The sequence below is a fragment of the Pseudomonas sp. GW821-FHT05D12 genome (genome assembly GCF_059419825.1).
This window is the reverse complement of record NZ_JBWKSN010000009.1, coordinates 304,282-321,158: the sequence shown is the minus strand read 5'-3', so window position 1 is coordinate 321,158 and position 16,877 is coordinate 304,282. Positions and strand designations below refer to the sequence as shown.

Below are 16,877 nucleotides of genomic sequence, written 5' to 3'. Positions count from 1 at the left end.
CCCCCCCCCCCCCCCCCCCCCCCCCCCCCCCCCCCCCCCCCCCCCCCCCCCCCCCCCCCCCCCGCTCCCACATTTGGAGGCACGTTCGTCTCGACGCTCACATGCTGCCTTCCACATCGTCCAGGCTGAACGTCTCCGTGTGGTCGTCATAGGAGAAGATCTCCGCATAGCGCCCCCACGCCACTACGCTTTCCAGGGTTTTTTCGACGAATGCTTCGGTCATCGAGTCTTCCAGTTCCTGCTCGAAGCGCACCCGTGGCGCCCGGTGGCCGCTGCGCTCGAGTAAGACTTGATGAATGCGCGCGGCCAATGGCACGTGCCGGATCAAATGCTCGGCGAACAAGGTCTTGCGTTCCTGGGTGCCGTAGTCGGCGAACAGCTTGCCGGCGTCGGTCAGGGTGATGTCGGCGCCCTTGAGTTCGGCGAAACCCAAATGCTCCAGCATCTCCGCCACCGGGAACAGGTCGTCGACTTCAAGCAAGCGCCGTTCGGCTACGGTGGGCAGGCCGGCGTGGCCGTTGTAGGGCTCGGCGGCCAGGGTTTCGATCAGGCCGGCCATCAGGTTGGTGGAAACTTCCGGCAGCAGGCTGCCCATTTTCAATTCGGGAAGGCCGCGGCTGGCATCGGCGCTGCGCCGGTCGGTCATCAGCGCGTAGATGTCGTCGACCATTTGCCGGAAGGTCGGGTCCAGCCGGTTGCGCGGGTGCGCGAACGGCACCTTGATTTCCGCGACCACCCGGCCCGGGTTGGACGACAGCACCAGGATGCGGTCGCACATCAGCACCGCTTCTTCGATGTTGTGCGTCACGATCAGGATCGACTTGATCGGCAACTGCTTGCCGCTCCACAAATCCAGCAAATCGGTGCGCAGGGTTTCGGCGGTGAGTACGTCCAGGGCCGAGAACGGTTCGTCCATCAACAACAGCGTCGGGTTGACCACCAGCCCGCGCGCAAACCCCACACGCTGGCGCATGCCACCGGACAACTCGCGCGGGTAGGCGTTTTCAAACCCGTCCAGGCCGATCAGGTCGATAGCTGCCAGGGCACGCCGGCGGGTTTCCTTGCGCTCGACTTGCAAGGCTTGCAGGCCGGCTTCGACGTTTTCCAGCACGGTCAGCCAGGGAAACAGCGCAAAGGTCTGGAACACCATGGCCACACCTTCGGCCGGGCCGTTCAGCGGCGCGCCGTTGTAGAGCACTTCGCCCGAGGACGGCTGGATCAGGCCGGCGATGATGCGCAGCAACGTGGATTTGCCGGAGCCTGAGCGACCCAGCATGCCGACAATCTCGCCTTCGTGCAGGCTCAGGTCCACACCGCTGAGGACCTGCAGTTCATCCTTGCCTTTGCCGAACACCCGGTTCACGTTTTTCAGCGAATAAATTTCCGGAGTGTCGGCGGTGTGTACGGTGTCGGTAGTCATCGCAGCGAATCCCATCAATTCAAGCGGAGTTTGTTTTCAGCCATGGCGTACATCGGCCGCCAGACCGCACGGTTGAACGCCACCACAAAGATCGACATCACCACCACGCCCAGCGCGATTTTTGGAAAATCGCCGGCCGCCGTGGTCTGTGCGATGTAGGCGCCCAGGCCGTGTGCGACCACGGTGTCCTTGCCCCAGGACACGTACTCGGAAACGATGCTGGCGTTCCACGCCCCGCCTGACGCGGTAATGGCGCCGGTGACGTAGTACGGGAAGATGCCCGGCAACATCACCTTGCGCCACCACAGCCAGCCGCGAATGCGGAAGTTGGCAGCGGCTTCCTTGTAGTCGTTGGGGAAGGCGCTGGCGCCGGCGATCACGTTGAACAGGATGTACCACTGGGTGCCGAGCACGATCAGCGGGCTGAGCCAGATGTCCGGATTGAGGTCGTAGTGCAGGATCACAATCACAAACACCGGGAACAGCAGGTTCGCCGGGAAGGCCGCAAGAAACTGCGCCAGTGGCTGGATTTTTTCCGCCAGCGCCGGTCGCAGGCCGATCATCACGCCCAGCGGCACCCAGATCAGCGACGCAATCAGGATCAGCCCCGCGACGCGCAGCAGGGTGATCAGGCCCAGCACAAACACGTGCCCGACTTCGCTGAAGGTCACCTCGGTGCCGACATACCGCACGATGTGGTAGAGCGCATAGGCGGTGAGCACCGCGATCAGTGCGCCCCACACCCAGTCGATCACTTTGGACCGCGTCGCACTGGCCGCCGGCGTTGCCGTGCGCACGCCGCTCGACAGGCTGAAGCGCTTGTTGCCCAAGCGGCTGATAGTGCGGGTCACCGGGCGCAGGATGCGTTGGACCACGCGCGTACGCTGGACCAGATTGAGCACCCAGGATTGTGGCGCAATGCCCTGGGAGGCGGTGGTCTCCATGCGGAACTTGTCGGCCCAGGCGACCAGCGGCCGGAACAGGAACTGGTCGTAGATCAAGATCACCGCGATCATCGCCAGGATCACATAGCCCACCGCGTGCAGGTCTTTCTGGGCGATGGCGAGTGCCAGGTATGAACCCACGCCCGGCAGGGTGATGGTCTTGTCGCCGACGGTGATCGCCTCGGAGGCAACCACGAAGAACCAGCCGCCGGACATGCTCATCATCATGTTCCAGACCATGCCTGGCATGGCGAAGGGCACGTCGAGTTTCCAGAACTTCTGCCAGCCGGACAGCCGCAGGTTGGTGGACACCTCGACCAGGTCATGGGGCAGCATGCGCAAGGACTGGTAGAAGCTGAACGTCATGTTCCAGGCCTGGCTGGTGAAAATCGCAAAGATTGCCGCGAATTCGGCACCGAGCACGCGGCTGGGGAACAGCAACAGGAAGAACGTCACCGTAAACGAGATGTAACCGAGCACGGGCACCGACTGCAGGATGTCGAGCACCGGCACCAGCAGTTTTTCGGCACGCCGGCTCTTGGCCGCGAGGGTGCCGTAGAGCAGGGTGAAAACCAGTGCCGCGACCATCGCCGCGAGCATGCGCAGGGTGGTGCGCATCGCGTATTCCGGCAGGTTGGCCGGGTCGAGGGAAATCACGTCGCTCTGCAGGGTGGCGATGGGAGCCCACGTCTCCCGGGCGGTGATGGAGAAAAACAGCAAGAAGCCGATCACCAGCGGCAGGGCGACCAGGTCCCAGCGGTTGGGGAGCAAGCGCAACGTGGACGCAGGGATGTAATGACGGAATACTTTTTTCATCGGCCGTTGCTCATAGGCAGTCATTCCAGCAGCGTTCAGGGTCAGAGGGGCGTTATGGGGATGAGCGTAGCTTTTGTACGAACGACTCACCGAGAAGGGGCGGACGCTCTTCTCCGTGAGTCAGGGGCATCGCGACAATGCTGGCGGAATTGTACGTTTCTGAATGTTACAAGCGCATAAATTTGCTGTCAGTTTGCTGTACGAACCGCGACCTGGGCAGCGGCACCCCGGTCGCGACTCGACGGTTACTCAAAGCGCAGGATCACCCGGCGGTTGTGCTTGCTCTTCTTCTCGATCTTTTCGCAGAACACCCGGCCGATTTCCTCGGTGTTGATCACATGGGTGCCGCCGCACGGCTGGATGTCAATACCGCCAATTTCAATCACCCGTACCGAGCCCTGGATCACCGGTGGTGCGACCGCCTGTGTGCGGGTGATCTGCAGCAGGGTGGCGTATTCCGAGGCGGGCATCGACAGGGTCTTCACCTCGTGGGCCTGGGCGATAAGCGCGTTCAGGTCGCGGGTGAGGGTGTCCTTGTCGAGGGTCATTTCCGGCAGGTCGAAATCCAGGCGGCCCTTGTCGGCACTGATGCTGCAGCCGGTCACCGGCGCGTCGATGAGCGAGCACAGCAGGTGCAGGCAGGTGTGCATTTTCATGTGTTGATAGCGGCGTGCCCAATCGATGCCGGCGTCCACCTGTACCCCGGCGATCAATGGGGCCGGGCAGTGCTCCACCTGGTGCCAGATGATCGAGCGCTGCACCGCGTCGCGCACCGTGCCGATGACCTCGACCCGAGTGCCGTCTGCCAGGGTGAAGTGGCCGGTATCGCCCGGTTGCCCGCCGCCCGTTGGATAGAACAGCGTGTGCTCCAGGGCGATGCCGTGTTCGCTGACGGCGATCACCCGCGCGCTGAAGGCGTTCTGGTAGGGCGCGCTGTCAAACAGCGCGAGGGTTTCCATGGTGTGCACGGACATGTTCAACCTCCGACAATCAGTGGGCTGGCTTGCAGCAGGTGGCGCACCATCGCGCTCAAGCCAGGGGGAGAGAGCAGGGTGATTTCAAATTCCGGCCCGCACACTTTGAGGTTCAGCGGCAGGCGCGGCAGTTGATTGCCCGACTCGATGCGGTGCAGGCGAAACTGCAGGTGATGGCGCTCCTTCACCGTGGGTTCGAGCATCAGCCCCGGCAAGGCGTGGAAGTCGGCGTCCAGCACCGTGACCTTGTGGCTGGCATTCACCTCGCCGACCACGTGCAAACGCTCATCGAGGGCGAAGGCGCCGAGGTAGTTGCTGTGGTCCGACTCATCGTTTTTCTGCAGCTGGATCTGGTTGACCACCTTGACCTTGGTGCCGGCCGGAACGTCCTGGGTGATCACGCAGGAGGGGCTGATAAACACGTTGTCGCCGATCAGCACATAGCCCAGCACGCGGGCGCCGGAACCGACTTCGACGTTGTTGCCCAGGCGCGGATGGCGCTTGCCATCGGGGTTGTTGGCGATGCCACGCGCGCCCAGCGTGACGCCGCAGAGGATGTAGCAGTCGTTGCCGATCTCGCAGGTCTCGCCGATCACCGTGCCGTAGCCGTGGTCGAGCACGAAGCGCCGGCCGATGCGCGCCGCTGGGTGGATCTCGGCGCCGGAAAGGACCTTGCCCTGGTTGCTCAGCTTGAGGGCGATGCGCGAGAACATGCCGTTCATCTGGTCAGGAAAATTCCACACCAGGTGGGCGAGGCGGTAGTACAACACCGCCTTGAAAGAGGCGTAGGATTCCAGGATCAACTCGCCACGCCCGCGCGACGCCGGGTCGCGGTAGGCATAGGCGATGAGGTCCTCGGCCACCGCCTGGGCGGCGTTCTGGATCAACGGCGCCAAGTGCGGCTCCAGTTGCTTCATCTGCGCCGGCGTGAGCGTCTTGATGAGGTGGGTGAGTAACTCATCGTGCAACTGTTGCATGTCGATAAAGCCGCCCATGAAGGCACCCCCGTATGCTGGATGGTTGTCGATTATTCGAAACTGGGCAGGTAGCTGTCGGCATTGTCGTAGACCATGGTCAGCACCACCGTTTCGGGCGGCAGTTCGGGGGCGAGCCTGGCGATGGCCACCATGTTCGCGGCAGAGGACAGGCCCAGGCTGATGGCGTCCGTGCGCATGATGCGTTTCATCATGTCGATGCATTCCTGGCGCGAGACCTTGAGCATGCCGTCGAGAATGTCCAGGTTGAGGATGCTCGGGATCAGCCCGATCGACAGGCCCTGGATATGGTGCGGCGCGTGCTGGTTTTTCAGCAGGTCGCACTCTTCCGGCTCCACGCCCATCACGCGCATGGCTGGCCAGGCGTCCTTCAGGGTTTCGCCGATGCCGGTGATATGGCCGCCGGTGCCGATGCCGCTGACGAAATAGTCCACCCGGCGATCACCGAAGGCGCGGAGGATTTCCCGTGCGGTGGTGTCGCGATGGGTTTGCGGGTTGGCGCCGTTGCGTTGCTGGTTGAGCATCACGAAGCTGGGGTTTTCGAGTTGCAGCTCCATGCACTTTTCGCCGTGGGAATTGTTGCCCAGGCGGCTGTCCGACAGCACCACCTTGGCACCGTACAGGCGCAGCAGCTTCTGCTTTTCCGGGCTGTAGTTGTCGGGGATCACCAGCACCACTTTGTAGCCGAGCACATTGCCGGCCATCACCAGGCCGATGCCGGTATTGCCGCCGCTGGGCTCGATGATGGTCTGCCCGGAATCGCGGATCAGTACGCCCCGGCGCTCGGCGTCGAGGATCATGCCCAAGGCGATGCGCGCCTTGTGGCTGCCGCCGGGGTTGAGGGATTCGAGTTTGGCGTAGACCTCGATGCCGAGGTCTTCGGAAAACTGCGCCATGCGCACGATCGGCGTGTGGCCGATGGCGTCGAGGATTGAATTATGCAGCATCAGGTAGGAGCCCATGGCCGGAGGTCAGTACAAAGGCATGTCGGGTTCGACGTCGCGAACCCAGTGTTTCATGCCGCCTTGCAAGACTTTGGTGTTGGCGAAACCCGCCGCCAGCAGGGTGCTGGCCGCTTGCTCGGCACGGGTGCCGGCGTAGCAGATCAGGTAGTGGGTATTGTCCCGGCTGAGGCTGTCGAGGTGGCCATCCAGTTCGGCCAGGGGGATATGCACCACCCCCGGTAATTTGCACACCTCCAGTTCGCTGGCATCGCGCACGTCCAGCAGGACGTCGGCGCTGCGGTGGTGTTCGAGCACCTGCTTGAGCACGTGAGGCTTGATGTAGCGCTCTTCGGCCAACGACGGTTGGCTCGGCATGGCGTCGGCACAGACCGCGGGCGCCCGGGTTTCAGTGTGGCGCAGCTCGGAGCAGCAGGGACAGTCGGCGCGGCGCTTGAAACGGATCTCGCTGAACTTCATCGCCAGCGCATCGAAGCGCATCAAGCGGCCGGACAGCGGCTCGCCGATGCCGATGAGCAATTTGATCGCCTCGGTGGCCTGGATCATCCCGACCACCCCCGGCAGCACGCCGATCACCCCGCCGGCGCTGCAGTTGGGGGCCAGTTCTGCCGGGGGGGCGCTGGGGAACAGGCAGCGATAGCACGGCCCACCTTTAAAGTTGAGCACGCTGATCTGCCCGTCGAAACGGTAGATAGCACCGTATACGAGGGGCTTGCCCAGTTGCACGCAAGCATCGTTGACCAGGTAGCGAGTGTCGAAATTGTCGGTGCCGTCGATCACCAGGTCATAGGCGCCGACCAGTTCCAGGGCGTTGTCGGCCGTCAAGGCGGTATCGTGTGCGTTGATCTGGATATGACGGTTGAGGTCCTGCAGCCGCTGCCTGGCGGATTCGACCTTGGGCATGCCCAGGGTGCTGTTGCCGTGCACGATCTGGCGTTGCAGGTTGCTGCTTTCCACCACGTCGAAATCCACCAGGCCCAGGGTGCCGACGCCAGCTGCCGCCAGGTACAGGCTGATGGGCGAGCCCAGGCCGCCGGTGCCGATGATCAGCACCTTGGCTTTTTTCAGGTTCAACTGGCCTTCGCGACCGACGCCGGGCAGGGTGATGTGGCGCACGTAGCGCTGTACTTCTTCATTACTCAGGGTGTCGACGTCGATGCCGCCGGACGTGGCGAGCAGCACTTCGATCCTGGCCTTCTCCGGCAACCGGTCATCGGCGCCGATCAGTTCTTCCTCGGCGGTAAACAGGAAGTGTTCCTTGAGCTGGTTGTTGGCTTCGTGAAACAGGTGCGGGCGCAGCTGTGGGTGGCTGCTGCAGAGGTTTTCAATGACTTCGCGCAATGTCGATCCGGTGCCCTCGAGGGTCGATTCCGGCAGCTTGGCCACGCGAACCAGAATGTCGGGGAAAGAGACAGCGTTCATGGACAACTCCGTGTGCAGGTCGTTGAAGGGGTGAGGAGCGAAATGCTGGCCGTCCCAGGCAAACAGCTTGGAGCCCAGGGCCTGGCCCTGGCGGACATCGACCACCAGGTAACTGACCGGGTAGATCGGCTCGCCCATGAACAGGGCCTTGTCCTGGTCCTCGTCGCTGAAATAGGCGCCAACGTCCGGGTGGGAGTGGTAGATCACCACCACCGGGTTGTCGCTGCGAAACGCTTTGTTCATCAGCAGCGTGTCGGCCACTGAAAACGTGTAGCCGTTGGCGGCGCTGCGCGCATACATCTCGGGGTTCTTGCGGTGCAGCTCGTTCTGGATGTTGCTGCCCAGGTACACGCTGCCATCGGCAAACACGAAGCCACAGCATTCCTCGGGGTAGATGCGGCTGGCGTGGGCGTAGATCTGTTCTAGGGCAAGGGGGCGGAGGACGTCCATGTTTCTCTCGCGTTGTGGTGGGAGGGCCGGGCCGGTCAATTTTTCTTGGCCAGGAGTTTTTCAATCGGCAATTTGGTGATCGCAAAGCCGGCCAGGAGGATGGCCGAGTACAGCATCAGGTCGCGGGAAATCGCCACGCCTTCGTACCAGGCGCCGATGATCACCGCGAATACCGGGAAAATGATGAACACGAACGACAGAATGATCGGGCTCAAGCGCTTGAGCAGCATGAAATACACGATGAAGCCGCCCACCGACGCCACCAGCCCCAGGTAAAACAGTGCGCTCCAGGAGCGCAGGGTGATGGCATCGAAGGTCGGCGCTTCAAAAAACAGGCCGGCCACGAACAGCATCAACCCGGCGATGCCGATGGGCAGGGTGTTGTAGGTGATCACGCTGATGGCGCTGCCTTTCTGCTTGGTAATGACGTAGCACAAGGCATGCATGATCGCGGCGGTCAGAATTGCCAGCACCCCGAAGAACTCGGCGTGGTCCAGGTGCAGGCCCTGGCTCTTGATGATCATGTAGAGGCTGCCGAAACCGATGCCGATGCCGACGACCTGGGAAAAGTAGATGCGCTCGCGCAGGAACAGCGCCGAGAAGATCAGGATAAATACCGGCATGCAGCTGAACAGCAGGGCGGTGAGGCCCGACGACACGTGCATTTCACCGTAGTTGAGCAGGTAGTACGGCACGCTGAAGTACGACAGCGTCACGAACACGAAGAACCAGCGGCTCTCGCGGGGAAACAGGATCGGCTCGCGGCGTACCAGGGCAAAACACAGGAACAGCGGGAAGGCGATCAGGAAGCGCAGGCCGGCGGAGGTCAGCGGCGGCACGCTCTCCACGGCAATCTTGATCCCCAGCCAAGTGGTGCCCCAGCTCAGGCACACGATCAGGAACATCACGCTGGTGACCAGTGCGGCCAACCACTGTTTTTGGGTTTTTGTTTTCGCGGTGTTTTCGAGAACGGCGGACATTGGCATCGTTTATTGCTTCCCTGAGCCGAAATTGAACTCTATATTGAGCTTGTAATGAGTTGTAAAATTCGGCGATTGAACCCGTAAAAGCACACTATTAGGGCGAAAGATGGCTGTCAAAACAAATATTGACATGGTGTCAATTATGCGTGAGGGGTTGTCCAACGGGCAGGGCGTGAAGTACAAGCGCCTGTCCGATGTCATGGAACGGGGCATCCTCGAAGGCTTGATTGAACCCGGACGAAAACTGCCGCCCCATCGGGTGCTTTCCGACAATCTCGGGGTGACCATCGGTACCATCAGCCGGGCCTACGGCGAACTGGAACGCCTCGGGCTGGTAGTGGCGCGGGTGGGTGACGGCACATTCGTGCGCAAGCGTGGGATGGAGCGCCAGCGTGATGAAGGCTTTCGCAATTTCAGCGAGGAGCCGCGCCAGTACTTCGACATGAGCCGCAACATGCATATTCCGGGGCAGGAAACCGCCTTCCTGGCCCAGAGTTTCCAAACCCTGTCGACCAATGCCAAGTTCCTCCAGGACATCAGCGCCTATACCCCGGATGCCGGCCTGCCGCGTTATCGCGATGCGGGCGCGCAGTGGTTGGTGCAGCGCGATTTTCACCCGATCCCCGAACAGGTCATCTGCGTCAACGGCGGCCAGCATGGCCTGCTCTGCGCGATGATGGCGCTATTGCGCGCCGGCGACACGGTGGTGACCGAACAACTTACTTACCCAGGGCTGATCACCGCCGCGCGCATGCTCGGCGTGCGCTTGATCGGCCTGGAGATGGATGAGGAAGGTGTGCTGCCGAGCGCGCTGGATGAGGTCTGTCGTAATCACCGGGTGTCGGCGCTGTATTGCACGCCGACCATCCAGAACCCGACCACGGCGGTGTTATCGGTGGCGCGGCGCGAGGCGCTGGTGAAGGTGTGCCGCGAACACAATCTGCTGATCCTCGAGGACGAAGCCCACGGCGTCCTGGTGGAGGACCGGCCGCCACCCCTCAGTCATTTCGCCCCTGAACGTACGATTTTGATCAGCAGTTTGAGCAAGGCGGTGTCGGCCGGGCTGCGTGTGGGCTATGTGCATGCGCCACCGGCGCTGGTCAGCCGTATCTCGGCGGCGTTGCGTTCCACCTGTTGGATGGCCACGCCGGTGACCCTGGAGCTGGCCACCCAGTGGATCGAAAACGGTACGGCGGAATACCTGCTGCGCCAGCAGATCAACGAGATCAGCCGGCGCAAGGCGCTGGTGCAGGATTTGTTGGCGGGCCTGCAATACCGCACCCACCTGAACAGTCCGCATTTCTGGATTGAAGTGCCGGAGCCGTGGCGCGCGTCGGAAATCGAGGCGGAACTCAAGCAGAACAACTACCTGATCGCCACCGCCGAGGCCTTTGCCGTGGGACAGACGGCGGTGCCGCAGTTTATCCGCGCGAGCATCTGCAATACGTCGGGGGATGATCAGTTTTTGCGGGCGGGGTTTGATGCGCTGGCCACCGCGCTGGGGCAGGGCGGCGGGCGCTTTCACCTGTAGATGACGGCGGTCCTTGTGGCGAGCGGGTTTGCCCCGCGTTGGGCTGCCTGGCAGCCCCAAAACCCGTCGCTGAGGACCGTCTGACACACCGCATTCATCTTGAAGGGGGCTGCTTCGCCGCCCAACGGGGCAAGCCCGCTCGCCACAGTCAGCGCCTGCCTGTATTACTTGAAGCGCCGCTCCACGCCCTTCTCCACCAAAATCTTCGCCGAAATCTCTTCCACCGAGAAATGCGTGGAATTGATATGCGCAATGTTTTCGCGGCGGAACAGATTTTCCACTTCGCGCACTTCGAATTCGCACTGGGCATAGCTGGAGTAGCGGCTGTTGGGCTTGCGTTCGTTGCGGATCGCGGTGAGGCGGTCCGGGTCGATGGTCAGGCCAAACAGCTTGTGCGAATGGGCGCGCAGGGCGGTGGGCAACGTCAGGTGCTCCATGTCGTCCTCGGTCAGCGGGTAGTTGGCCGCACGGATGCCGAATTGCATGGCCATGTACAGGCAGGTCGGGGTCTTGCCGCAACGCGACACGCCGACCAGGATCAGGTCGGCCTTGTCGTAGTAGTGCGTGCGGGCGCCGTCGTCGTTGTCGAGGGCGAAGTTCACCGCCTCGATACGCTCCATATAGTTGGAGTTATGCCCGATGGAATGGGACTTTCCGACCGAATAGGAGGAATGTTCACTCAACTCCTGCTCCAGTGGCGCCAGGAAGGTCGAGAAGATGTCGATCATGAAACCATTGGAGGTTGCGAGGATCTCACGGATGTCTTGATTGACGATGGTGTCGAAAATGATCGGGCGAAAGCCGTCTTTTTCAGCCGCCAGATTGATTTGTTGTACCATGGCCCGCGCTTTATCCACGCTGTCGATGTAGGGCCGCGTGAATTTGGCGAAGGTAATGTTTTCGAACTGCGCGAGCAGGCTTTGGCCCAGTGTTTCGGCTGTAATGCCGGTGCCGTCGGAGATAAAGAAAGCAGATCGTTTCATTTGAGCCCTGGGCCTTAAGCTGATGGCGAATCTTGGATATGATAGGCGCGATTTTGCCGTCCCGCAGTGGGCCGCATTCTCACTTATTTTCCAGGTCCAGGCCACAAGCGCTGGCGTTAGCTCCTACTGAGCCGCCGGCGTCCTGAGCTTTTCCAACACAGAAAGTGGAGAGATCACCTTGGTAGAGTACGTAGTTTCCCTCGATAAGCTCGGCGTCCATGATGTAGAGCACGTGGGGGGCAAGAACGCATCCCTCGGCGAGATGATCAGTAATCTTGCAGGCGCTGGTGTGTCGGTGCCCGGTGGTTTCGCCACCACGGCCCAGGCTTACCGCGATTTCCTTGAGCTGAGCGGCCTCAACGCTCAGATCCACGCCGCGCTGGACGCTCTGGACGTCGATGACGTCAACGCCCTGGCCAAGACCGGCGCCCAGATCCGCCAGTGGATCATGGACGCCGAGTTCCCAGAGAAGCTCAACGAAGAAATCCGCAGCGCCTTCGCGACGCTCTCGGCCGGCAACCCGGACATGGCGGTTGCCGTGCGCTCCTCGGCCACCGCCGAAGACTTGCCGGACGCGTCCTTCGCCGGCCAGCAGGAAACCTTCCTTAATATCCGTGGCGTGGAAAACGTGATCCGCGCGGCCAAGGAAGTGTTCGCCTCGCTGTTCAACGATCGCGCCATTTCCTACCGCGTGCACCAGGGTTTCGACCACAAGCTGGTGGCCCTGTCTGCTGGCGTGCAGCGCATGGTGCGTTCGGAAACCGGCACCGCCGGCGTGATGTTCACCCTGGATACCGAATCGGGTTTCCGTGACGTGGTGTTCATCACCGGCGCCTACGGCCTGGGCGAAACCGTCGTACAAGGCGCGGTCAACCCCGACGAATTCTACGTACACAAGGGCACCCTTGAAGCGGGTCGCCCGGCCATCCTGCGCCGCAACCTGGGCAGCAAGGCCATCAAGATGATCTACGGCGACGAGGCCAAGGCCGGTCGCTCGGTGAAAACCGTTGAAGTCGACAAGGCCGAGCGCGCGCGCTTCTGCCTGACCGACGCTGAAGTCAGCGAGCTGGCCAAGCAGGCGATGATCATCGAGAAGCACTACAAGTGCCCGATGGACATCGAATGGGCCAAGGACGGTGATGACGGCAAGCTGTACATCGTGCAGGCACGTCCGGAAACCGTGAAAAGCCGCACTTCGGCCAACGTCATGGAACGCTACCTGCTCAAGGAAACCGGCACCGTGCTGGTGGAAGGCCGTGCCATCGGCCAGCGCATCGGCGCCGGCAAGGTGCGGATCATCAAGGACGTGTCCGAGATGGACAAAGTCCAGCCAGGCGACGTGCTGGTGTCCGACATGACCGACCCGGACTGGGAGCCGGTGATGAAGCGTGCCAGCGCCATCGTCACCAACCGTGGCGGGCGTACCTGCCACGCGGCGATCATCGCGCGTGAGCTGGGGATTCCTGCGGTAGTGGGTTGCGGCAACGCGACCCAACTGCTCAAGGACGGCCAGGGCGTGACCGTGTCCTGCGCTGAAGGCGACACCGGTTTCATCTTCGAAGGCGAACTGGGCTTCGACATCAAGCAAAACTCCATCGACGCCATGCCTGACCTGCCGTTCAAGATCATGATGAACGTCGGCAACCCGGACCGCGCCTTCGACTTCGCGCAGTTGCCGAACGCCGGTGTGGGCCTGGCCCGTCTGGAATTCATCATCAACCGCATGATCGGCGTGCACCCCAAGGCCCTGTTGAACTACGACGGCCTGCCGCTGGACATCAAGGAAAGCGTCGACAAGCGCATCGCCGGCTACAACGACCCGGTGGGCTTCTATGTCGAGAAGCTGGTGGAAGGCATCAGCACCCTGGCAGCGGCGTTCTACCCGAAAAAGGTCATCGTGCGGCTGTCGGACTTCAAGTCCAACGAATACGCCAACCTGATCGGCGGCAAGCTCTACGAGCCGGAAGAAGAAAACCCGATGCTGGGTTTCCGTGGCGCCTCGCGTTACATCAGCGAAGCGTTCCGTGACTGCTTCGAACTCGAATGCCGCGCCCTCAAGCGCGTGCGCAACGAGATGGGCCTGACCAACGTCGAGATCATGGTGCCCTTCGTGCGCACCCTGGGCGAGGCGAGCCAGGTGGTGGACCTGCTGGCCGAAAACGGCTTGTCCCGGGGCGAAAACGGCCTGCGCGTCATCATGATGTGCGAATTGCCGTCCAACGCGATCCTGGCCGAAGAGTTCCTGGAATTCTTCGACGGTTTCTCCATCGGTTCCAACGACCTGACCCAGCTGACCCTGGGCCTGGACCGCGACTCCGGGATCATCGCCCACCTGTTCGATGAGCGTAACCCGGCCGTCAAGAAGCTGTTGGCCAACGCCATCCAGGCCTGCAACAAGGCCGGCAAGTACATCGGTATTTGCGGCCAAGGCCCTTCCGATCACCCTGACCTGGCCAAGTGGCTGATGGAGCAGGGCATCGAAAGCGTCTCGTTGAACCCCGATTCCGTGCTGGAAACCTGGTTCTTCCTGGCCGAAGGCCAAGCTTCGGCTTAAGGTCGATACGTCAAAAGTGCCGGTCACCCGTCAAGGGTGACCGGCATTCTTATCTGTGCAGGGCGGAACTCCTTCCGGACGCCGCCCTTTTTTGTGCAAGAGCATTATGCAAAGCAGCAGCAACCTGTTTCCCGTCGCCTTGATCAGCGCTGAACGTCGTGGCGACCTGAGTGAAGATGTGTATCGCCTCAAACCCGGCAACAGCCCCGACGGTACCGTCGAGTTGGCCGTTACCCGTTTGGGCTTGGCCGATGTCCCGGAAAACCGGGGCATCCCGGTCATTTTGTTGCATGGCAGTTTTTCCAATCGGCGTTTCTGGTATTCGCCCAAAGGGATCGGCCTGGGGGCTTACCTGGCGCGCCAGGGATTCGACGTGTGGATCCCGGAAATGCGCGGCCATGGCCTGTCGCGGCGCAATCACGACTACGCCAGGAACCGCGTCGCCGATTACGCGCGTTACGATTTGCCGGCGATTGGTGCGTTTGTGCGCGAGCAAAGTGCGCAGATCCCGCATTGGATCGGCCACTCCCTTGGCGGCACGACCCTCGCGGCTGCCCTCGGCGGGCAGCATCTTGGCGCGCCGGCGGTGGCCTCGGTGGCCCTGTTTGGCTGTCAGGTCAGTCGCACCCACTGGCCGTTGAAAATCCCGCCGGTGGAGTGGACCGGCCGCTTGCTGCTCAAGCGTTTTGGTCAACTGTCCGGCTCGCGGCTCAAGCGCGGCCCGGAGGATGAGCCGGCAGGCGTGCTGGTCGAAGCCATGCGTTGGAATGGCCTGTTTGGCCGCTTTGGCGAAGGCAAGCAGGATTGGTGGAAAGGCCTGGCCGACGTTGATGTGTCGCTGCTGGCCGTCAGTGCTGCAGGCGACCACCAGGACCCCGATTGGGCCTGCCGCAAGTTGTTCGAACAAATCGGTTCGCAGCATCGCCAGTACCTGTGCCTGGGGCGTCAGCAAGGTTTTACCGGTGATTTCGGGCATGTGGAGATGCTGGTCAGCAAAGCCGCACAAATGGAAGTGTGGCCGCTGGTGGCGCAATGGCTGAAAGATCCGCTGACACCGTTGTTCGGCGCCCCGGCCGAGGTCGCGGCCAGCGTTTGATGCAGCGCTCTGCCAGGGGCGTTTCACTCGTGTGTGGTTGCGGCTAAGATATGACGCGGTAAGCGCTTCTGGTCATATTCAGTCGCGCAGTGGCTATTGCGTTGCGGCCAGGCGGATGGGATGTTTCGCACTTGCTTTGGCCCGTGCTTCTTTCGAAAGACACTTCTTTGACGGAAAGGAATTTTTCAATGAACCATTACGTGACCCCCGACCTGTGCGACGCCTACCCGGACCTGGTGCAGGTGGTCGAGCCGATGTTCAGCAATTTCGGCGGCCGAGACTCTTTCGGTGGCGAGATCGTCACCATCAAGTGCTTCGAAGATAACTCCCTCGTCAAGGAGCAGGCCGACCAGCCTGGCGCTGGCAAGGTGCTGGTGGTGGACGGCGGTGGTTCCCTGCGCCGCGCGCTGCTGGGCGACATGATCGCCGAAAAAGCCGCGAAAAACGGTTGGGAAGGGCTGGTGATCTACGGCTGCATCCGTGACGTCGACGTTATCGCCCAGACCGACCTGGGGGTGCAGGCCCTGGCCAGCCATCCGATGAAGACCGACAAGCGCGGCATCGGCGACTTGAACGTGGTGGTCACCTTCGCCGGTGTGACGTTCCGCCCGGGCGAGTACATCTATGCGGACAACAACGGCGTGATCGTCTCGCCAAGCCCGCTGAAAATGCCTGAATAAACCGCAATAGACGACAGGGGTAAGGATGTTCGAGGAAGAAAACGCGCAGTGGGGGCTGGTGCATGCCCTGGTGCTGGACGGTAAAGGCGGTGCGCGTTCGATTGCCCGGACTGAGCTCGACGACTTGCAACTGCAGCCCCAGGAAAGCCTGTGGCTGCACTGGGACCGCAGTCACCCGCAAACCCAGACCTGGCTGCGCAAATCCAGCGGCTTGAGCGAGTTTGCCTGTGACCTGTTGCTGGAGGAGAACACCCGCCCGCGCCTGTTGCCGCTGCCGGACTCGGAATTGCTGCTGTTCCTGCGCGGGATCAACCTCAACCCGGGGGCTGAGCCAGAAGACATGGTGTCGGTGCGCATCTTTGCGGCCGCCAGTCGGGTGATTTCGTTGCGTTTGCGCCCGCTGCGCGCCACTGACGAACTGCTGGTGCAGTTGGCGGATGGCAAGGGGCCGAAAACCGCGTCGGAACTCATCCTTTATATGGCGCAGTACCTGACAAACAAGGTCCAGGATCTGGTCACGGACTTGTCGGAAATCGTCGATGCCGAGGAAGAAAAACTCGATACCGACGAACGGTACACGCCGGAGCATGGCAGCGTCTTGCAGATCCGCCGCCGAGCGGCCGGGCTCAAGCGATTCCTGTCGCCGCAGCGGGAAATTTTTGCCCAGCTTACGCGGATCAGGTTGCCGTGGTTTTGTGATGACGATGCCGACTACTGGAACGAATTGAACAACAGCCTGACCCGCTACCTGGAAGAGCTCGAATTGACCCGGGAGCGCGTGGGGCTTGTGCTTGAGACCGAAGACCGGCGCTTGAGCGTACGCATGAACCGCACCATGTATCGCTTCGGGATCATCACCGGGATTTTCCTGCCGATGAGTTTCCTGACCGGTTTGTTGGGTATAAATGTGGGCGGAATACCGTTCTCCGCCAGCCCCTATGGATTCGTGATTGCGTGCCTGTTGATGGTGTCGGTCGCGCTCGGACAATGGTGGCTATTTCGACGATTGCGCTGGGTTTGAGCTGAATATGACCTGAACGTAGGAAGGGTCCTATGTGACCCCAAGA

Annotated in this window: 13 protein-coding genes; 5 read left to right on the top strand and 8 right to left on the bottom strand. The window is 61.7% G+C overall.

Features of this window, described 5'->3' with window-relative positions; translation table 11 throughout:
• Nucleotides 1-97: 97 nt before the first annotated feature.
• The 7 genes from AC07SI_RS19090 to AC07SI_RS19060 all read right to left on the bottom strand — a co-directional run bounded on the left by AC07SI_RS19090 (nucleotide 98) and on the right by AC07SI_RS19060 (nucleotide 8,912).
• Nucleotides 98-1,420, bottom strand: a complete 1,323-nt coding sequence (locus AC07SI_RS19090; RefSeq protein WP_106805608.1) for an ABC transporter ATP-binding protein — start codon at nucleotides 1,418-1,420, stop codon at nucleotides 98-100.
• Between the two features lie 14 nt (nucleotides 1,421-1,434).
• Complete coding sequence (locus tag AC07SI_RS19085) at nucleotides 1,435-3,180, bottom strand: ABC transporter permease (protein WP_495006269.1); 1,746 nt, start codon at nucleotides 3,178-3,180, stop codon at nucleotides 1,435-1,437.
• 245 nt (nucleotides 3,181-3,425) lie between these two features.
• Nucleotides 3,426-4,154, bottom strand: a complete 729-nt coding sequence (locus tag AC07SI_RS19080) for an alanyl-tRNA editing protein (RefSeq protein WP_065909512.1) — start codon at nucleotides 4,152-4,154, stop codon at nucleotides 3,426-3,428.
• Between the two features lie 2 nt (nucleotides 4,155-4,156).
• Nucleotides 4,157-5,149 (bottom strand): serine O-acetyltransferase, encoded by a 993-nt coding sequence (locus AC07SI_RS19075; RefSeq protein ID WP_120449465.1) that lies wholly within the window; start codon nucleotides 5,147-5,149, stop codon nucleotides 4,157-4,159.
• 32 nt (nucleotides 5,150-5,181) lie between these two features.
• Entirely contained in the window at nucleotides 5,182-6,096 is a 915-nt protein-coding gene (locus AC07SI_RS19070) for a PLP-dependent cysteine synthase family protein (RefSeq protein WP_065909869.1), read from the bottom strand.
• A 24-nt stretch (nucleotides 6,097-6,120) separates the two neighbouring features.
• Complete coding sequence (gene moeB / locus AC07SI_RS19065) at nucleotides 6,121-7,983, bottom strand: molybdopterin-synthase adenylyltransferase MoeB (RefSeq protein ID WP_495006268.1); 1,863 nt, start codon at nucleotides 7,981-7,983, stop codon at nucleotides 6,121-6,123.
• Nucleotides 7,984-8,018: 35 nt separating this feature from the next.
• The gene (locus AC07SI_RS19060) at nucleotides 8,019-8,912 is read right to left on the bottom strand and encodes a DMT family transporter (RefSeq protein WP_162946161.1); all 894 of its coding nucleotides are present in this window, start codon (nucleotides 8,910-8,912) and stop codon (nucleotides 8,019-8,021) included.
• 160 nt (nucleotides 8,913-9,072) lie between these two features.
• On the opposite strand from AC07SI_RS19060, the gene AC07SI_RS19055 reads away from it, so the two are divergent.
• Nucleotides 9,073-10,497, top strand: coding sequence for an aminotransferase-like domain-containing protein (locus AC07SI_RS19055; RefSeq protein ID WP_495006267.1), 1,425 nt, complete (start codon nucleotides 9,073-9,075; stop codon nucleotides 10,495-10,497).
• A 164-nt stretch (nucleotides 10,498-10,661) separates the two neighbouring features.
• Here the strand turns inward: AC07SI_RS19055 and ppsR are convergent, their stop codons facing one another.
• On the bottom strand, nucleotides 10,662-11,480 hold the full coding sequence (gene ppsR / locus AC07SI_RS19050; RefSeq protein ID WP_034128357.1) for a posphoenolpyruvate synthetase regulatory kinase/phosphorylase PpsR: 819 nt from the start codon (nucleotides 11,478-11,480) through the stop codon (nucleotides 10,662-10,664).
• 178 nt (nucleotides 11,481-11,658) lie between these two features.
• Here ppsR and ppsA point away from each other — a divergent pair, with 178 nt between their 5' ends.
• The 4 genes from ppsA to AC07SI_RS19030 all read left to right on the top strand — a co-directional run bounded on the left by ppsA (nucleotide 11,659) and on the right by AC07SI_RS19030 (nucleotide 16,831).
• A complete protein-coding gene (ppsA, locus tag AC07SI_RS19045; protein ID WP_106802940.1) occupies nucleotides 11,659-14,034 on the top strand; it encodes a phosphoenolpyruvate synthase in 2,376 nt (791 codons plus the stop codon).
• A 106-nt stretch (nucleotides 14,035-14,140) separates the two neighbouring features.
• The gene (locus AC07SI_RS19040) at nucleotides 14,141-15,130 is read left to right on the top strand and encodes an alpha/beta fold hydrolase (RefSeq protein ID WP_495006266.1); all 990 of its coding nucleotides are present in this window, start codon (nucleotides 14,141-14,143) and stop codon (nucleotides 15,128-15,130) included.
• A 188-nt stretch (nucleotides 15,131-15,318) separates the two neighbouring features.
• On the top strand, nucleotides 15,319-15,810 hold the full coding sequence (gene rraA, locus AC07SI_RS19035; protein WP_032887592.1) for a ribonuclease E activity regulator RraA: 492 nt from the start codon (nucleotides 15,319-15,321) through the stop codon (nucleotides 15,808-15,810).
• A 25-nt stretch (nucleotides 15,811-15,835) separates the two neighbouring features.
• On the top strand, nucleotides 15,836-16,831 hold the full coding sequence (locus AC07SI_RS19030) for a zinc transporter ZntB (protein ID WP_065909525.1): 996 nt from the start codon (nucleotides 15,836-15,838) through the stop codon (nucleotides 16,829-16,831).
• Nucleotides 16,832-16,877: the final 46 nt, after the last annotated feature.